Annotated in this window: 4 protein-coding genes and 1 pseudogene; 2 read left to right on the top strand and 3 right to left on the bottom strand. The window is 57.2% G+C overall.

The window, feature by feature from the left end; genetic code table 11:
• Positions 1 to 801, top strand: an 801-nt coding sequence (locus tag HUK84_RS09850) for a prephenate dehydrogenase/arogenate dehydrogenase family protein (protein WP_176640135.1), incomplete at its 5' end; no start/stop codon positions are given.
• 361 nt (positions 802 to 1,162) lie between these two features.
• On the opposite strand, the gene HUK84_RS09845 is transcribed toward HUK84_RS09850, so the two are convergent.
• From HUK84_RS09845 to HUK84_RS09835, 3 genes and pseudogenes are all read right to left on the bottom strand, one after another.
• Entirely contained in the window at positions 1,163 to 1,834 is a 672-nt protein-coding gene (locus tag HUK84_RS09845; RefSeq protein WP_176640134.1) for a RelA/SpoT domain-containing protein, read from the bottom strand.
• A gap of 1 nt (position 1,835) precedes the next feature.
• Entirely contained in the window at positions 1,836 to 2,942 is a 1,107-nt protein-coding gene (locus tag HUK84_RS09840) for a ParA family protein (protein ID WP_176640133.1), read from the bottom strand.
• Positions 2,943 to 3,219: 277 nt separating this feature from the next.
• Positions 3,220 to 3,420, bottom strand: a pseudogene (locus tag HUK84_RS09835) (prevent-host-death protein); the annotation flags it as partial.
• Positions 3,421 to 3,609: 189 nt separating this feature from the next.
• Between HUK84_RS09835 and HUK84_RS09830 the strand changes: the two are divergent.
• On the top strand, positions 3,610 to 5,232 hold a 1,623-nt coding region (locus HUK84_RS09830; RefSeq protein ID WP_176640132.1), incomplete at its 3' end, for an ABC-F family ATP-binding cassette domain-containing protein.

Here is a 5,232-nt window from a genome sequence, read left to right as displayed (position 1 = left end):
ACCATCGCCGCCCGCCTCGTCGCCTGTGACGCCAGCCCCGCCGTCCGCGCCCGCGTGGCCGAACTCGGCCTGGCCGACAGGGTCGAGGCCGATCCCCTGCGCGCGGTGGCCGATGCCGACTGCGTCATCCTCTGCGTGCCGGTCGGCGCGGTGGCCGAAGTCGGCGCTGCGATCCTCCCGGCCATGAAGCCCGGCGCGATCCTGACCGAGGTCGGATCGACCAAGCAGTCGATCATCGGCGCCATCGCGCCGTTCCTGCGGCCGGACGTCCCCTTCGTGCCGACCCACCCGATGGCCGGCACCGAATATTCCGGCCCCGACGCCGGCTTCGCCACCCTGTTCGACGACCGCTGGTGCCTGCTGACCCCGCTGCCCGACACCGACCCGGCGGCGGTTTCGATCATCGAAACGCTGTGGCACCGCATGGGCGCGCGCACCCGCATCATGGACGCGGCGCACCACGACCGGGTCTGCGCCATCGTCAGTCACCTGCCGCACCTGCTGGCCTTCACCATCTGCGGCACCGCCGACGATTTGGCTGATGAAACCCGCTCCGAAGTGCTGGATTTTGCCGCTTCGGGCTTCCGCGACTTCACGCGCATCGCCGCCTCCGACCCGGTCATGTGGCGCGACATCTTCCTCAACAACCGCGACGCCCTGCTGGAAATGCTCGCCCGCTTCACGGAGGACGCACAGGCCATGGCCAGGGCGATCCGCTGGGGCGACGAAGCCTTCATCGTCGACCGCATCGAACGCGGCCGCCGCATCCGCCGCAGCCTCCTCGAAAACCGCCAGGCCTGAACGCTACGCGCGCGCCCGGTTGCAGACACGCGCTCGAGAGATGCAGCATGCCGCGCGGCATCAGCACGGTGACGGCGCCTGCCTTCGGAAGTCACGCCCTATTCCGGCATCTACATGGGCGAATATGGATCCTTAAGTGGTATAACCCCACTAAATTTGGGCGGCTGGTCTGCGGGGAAAGTAGAATGTCCGGTTCACGATGATTGTATTTAGGATTATCAGACCGTCATAAGATGGAATAGTCTTTTAGCGAATTATTGATTGTACGCAAATCATATAGGAATGGTGATCATGTAGATACTTTTCGGCTGGGAGCGCTCTCTCGCGTAGCCCGATTTACCGAGACTGCGCAACGCACTATTCATGATTCGTCCTGGGGTAGGCTGCGTTGAATCGAATCGACCAAGCGACTACCAGCTCCCACTATTTTTGAAAGAACCTTTAACTGCTCCCGACAAGTAACACTTTCTGTAGGCTTAGGATAATTGATTCTATGATCAATTTCGCCCCAGATCTCTTCAAAAAGCGTTCGGACTTGAAGCTCGCAGCAGACAGATGCATCCATTCTCGGTTTCAGTAAATAATGAACGCTTGTGTAACTAGTATCTCTTTGAAGTACTTCTAAGTCAAATTTCTTAAAAAATTCAGTAGCCTCTGGATCCCAAGTGTAAGCTTTCGGACGCTCATATAGGACCCAGTCGCCGCCTGAAACTCGCTGTCGAACACTGTTGTCGACAACTTCGAAATCACCTTGGAAGAGAAGGAGAATTCTTACTCCTGCTAGGTCAGTAATTTCGGAAAACAAATTATCTGGGGTAATCAACCGTTCTGACGAAGATTTTCGCTCAATTTTTTCTCGAATATGACTCCTGTCCTTTAGACGCCACTTCATCGAGTGAATTACAGATTTTCCATCAACCTTTACGCTTGGATGTGTCGAAAAAAACTTATGAACACCATCCATAAATATCTCGACATCTGGGATACCTTTCTCCAGCGCTTGTTCGAAGGCGGACCAATCTGCGTCATTCATATCAAACCACCATCAGCCTATCGATTACGTCTCTTGCAAATGTCTGATAGGATTCTTTAGTGGCTTCATAGATCTTTCTATTTCCGCTGATTGTAGATACATCTCCGCTATCTAAATTCCCACATGAAGGCAATTCCCACATTGGCAAGTGGTATTTTTGCGCCATACTGGGGAGTGTATTATGTCCGTGGATTATAGATCCACTACCAATGCTTTCTCGCAAACGATTTTCATCTATTTCTATCATTTGTGATTTTGGTATTTCCGAGAAAATCGTATCTGGTATTTTGTTTGCGTAATTGTAATGCGCCTTCGCGATGCCCAAATCATTAGTTGATTTGGCTCCCTGGAGTTTTTTGGCATTATACAACGTATAACCGATAAATCTTACAAATTTTTCTGAAAAATTATGCCGCTTTACATCCGACAAGAGGGTAAAAATGCTATCATACTGCCGCTTCCAGAGAGCTAAAGCAGAGCCTATGTTTCTTATCCCATAAAGAGAGAAGAGATCTGGGTTTGCAGGAATTAAGAAAGCATCAGCTTGGCTCAATATATTTCTATTCAGCGCCCCCAAAGAGGGAGATGTGTCCAAGATGACAATATCGTATTTATGGATCTTCGTGTATTCTTCAGCTAGAGAACGCACGCTAGTTGCGGTCCTTATAGCAAGTGGATCTCCTGAATAAACACTACTAAAACGCTCTGAGACTTTTGACTCAAACATATGCAGAGTAAGGCGACCTGGGATTATGTGAAGATTTTGCTTTAAAACGGCCGGAGGTGGAAGGCTCTTGAGTTCCTCCGTGCCATCCTCGATCGGCTTAAGGCTAAAGTGCACTGATCTGGTGCTTTTTATCAGTTCATCGAATTGACTCTCGGTAACTGCCCCTCGTGCCGACTTGAAATCGTCCACGAATTTGTCTTCGGGGAGCCAAATATTCGCAATATTTTCTTCTGACAGCGAGTATATGGTTAGATTACATTGCGGGTCCAAATCAATCATTAGAACCTTTTTGCCGCACTCTGCGAGAGCGTGAGCAAGATGGTAAGTGAGAGTTGTTTTCCCGACACCACCTTTGTTATTGAAAATTGATAGAATTTTCATAGTTATTTTTTATTACCTCTCTTTATTGAGTTTTTTACCTTAAGAAGGAAAATTCGACAATGAACATTTAATATGTTTGCGACATTCTTTGTCGGAAGTCAATCTAAAGCGAGATATGGGGATCGCAACAAGCTCTGCACCATTCATATTTATTCGCCGAGAAGCAGCGTGAAGAGTTCTTGAAATGGGAACTGCCAATTTGGATATGATCTCGGAATAGGCGTAGAGACAAAACTTCCCAATCGTTTTGTCACCGCGTGCGTATCGAGCAGGACCTTCACAGATCCCCATCCATGCTGTCGAGCATATCCTGCGGCGTCCGATCGAAATCGTCACTCAGCTTGATCTGCCCGCGCAGCGCACCAGGCTGACGGCGAGGACGATAGGACGGGGGCGGCGGGTGCAACTCCGCCACGACTTCGTCACGGGAGGTCACCAGGATCGCGCTGCCCTGCCGTGCCTGGCGGAGATAGGTGGTCCACCAAGCTGCGCATGCCGCCTCATCGATCCACCCCTCCGCCAGCCGGCCCCTCCCGCCCGGGCGGAAGAATGCACCTCGCCAATCCCCGGACCATGCCCTAGAACAGCCGGGCGTCGGAACTGCGGAGCGTTACAGCGCACGCCCTGTCCCGTTTCGTCCCCATGTTCCAAACGGTACGGCCCGCTCATGCTTCAGATCGATTCACTTGTCTTCAACGCCTGGGGGCGGCGCTTCTTCGACCGTGCCTCGGTGACCTTGCCCAACCCGTCGAAGGTCAGCCTGGTCGGACGCAACGGGGTCGGAAAATCGACCCTGTTCAAGCTGATCAAGGGCGAGCTTCAGCCCGACAGGGGCGAGATCGCGATCCCCAGGGCCGCCCGCGTCGCCGCCGTGGACCAGGAACACCCCGCGACGCCCGTCAGCGTGCTCGACACGATCCTGGCCGCCGACACCGAACGCGCGGCGCTGATGGCCGAACTCGAGACCGCCGAACCCGAACGCATGGGCGACATCTGGTCGCGCCTGATCGAAATCGACGCCGACAGCGCCCCCGCCCGCGCGGCCGAGATCCTGAACGGGCTGGGCTTCTCCACCACCGACATCGACCGGCCGATGGCCGAATTCTCGGGCGGCTGGCGGATGCGCGTGGCGCTGGCCGCCGCCCTGTTCGCGCAACCCGAGCTGCTGCTGCTCGACGAACCGACGAACTACCTGGATCTCGAAGGCGCCTTGTGGCTCGAGGCCCGGCTGGCGCGCTATCCGCATTCCGCCCTGATCATCAGCCACGACCGGGACCTGCTGAACAACTCGGTCGATTTCACCCTGCACGTCACCGAAGGCAAGCTGGAGCTGTACACCGGCGGCTACGACGAATTCGAGCGCCAGCGCGCCGAGAAGATCCGCCTGCAGAACGCCACCCGCGCCAAGCAGGAGGCCGAACGCGCGCACCTGCAATCTTTCGTCGATCGCTTCAAGGCCAAGGCCAGCAAAGCCGCGCAGGCGCAGAGCCGCATGAAGCGCCTGGCCAAGCTGGAACCCGTCGCCACCACGGTCGAGGCCCGGGTCTCCCCCTTCATTCTCCCCTCGCCGCAGCGCCCGCTGGCGCCGCCACTGATGCGGCTGGAGGGGGTGGAGATCGGCTATGGCGACGACGCGCCCGTCCTGGCCGGACTGGATTTGCGGCTGGACGTCGACGACCGGATCGGGCTGCTGGGGGTGAACGGCGCCGGCAAATCGACCTTCGCCAAGATGGCCGCCGGCGCGCTGGCCGCGCGGTCCGGACGGGTGACCCGATCGGCGCGGATGGAGGTCGGCTGGTTCCACCAGCACCAGATCGAGGCCCTGAACCCCTCCGATACGCCGCTGGACATCATCCGCGCCGCCCGCCCGGCCGACAGCGAGCAATCCCATCGCGCGCGCCTGGCGCAGTTCGGCATCCATTTCGAAAAACAGGGCACGACGGTCGAGGCCCTGTCGGGCGGCGAGCGCGCGCGGCTGCTGCTGAACATGGTGGCGATGGCCGCCCCCCATCTGCTGATCCTGGACGAACCGACGAACCATCTGGACATCGACAGCCGCCGCGCCCTGCTGGACGCGCTGAACGAGTACGAGGGCGCGGTGATCCTGATCACCCACGACCGGTCGCTGATGGAACTGGTGGCGGACCGGCTCTGGCTTGCCGCCGACAATACCGTGGCGCCGTTCGACGGCGACATGGACGATTACGCCCGCTTCGTCCTGGATCGCGCGCGGGGCGGCACCGCGGCCCCGTCCCAGGCCGCGTCGCGCGAAAAGCGGCGCAAGGCCAGG

The organism is Nguyenibacter vanlangensis, from assembly GCF_013376155.1.
In the GTDB taxonomy this organism is placed as follows: domain Bacteria; phylum Pseudomonadota; class Alphaproteobacteria; order Acetobacterales; family Acetobacteraceae; genus Gluconacetobacter; species Gluconacetobacter vanlangensis.
The sequence above is the reverse complement of the archived record's forward strand: the minus strand, read 5'-3'. Positions and strand labels throughout refer to the sequence as shown.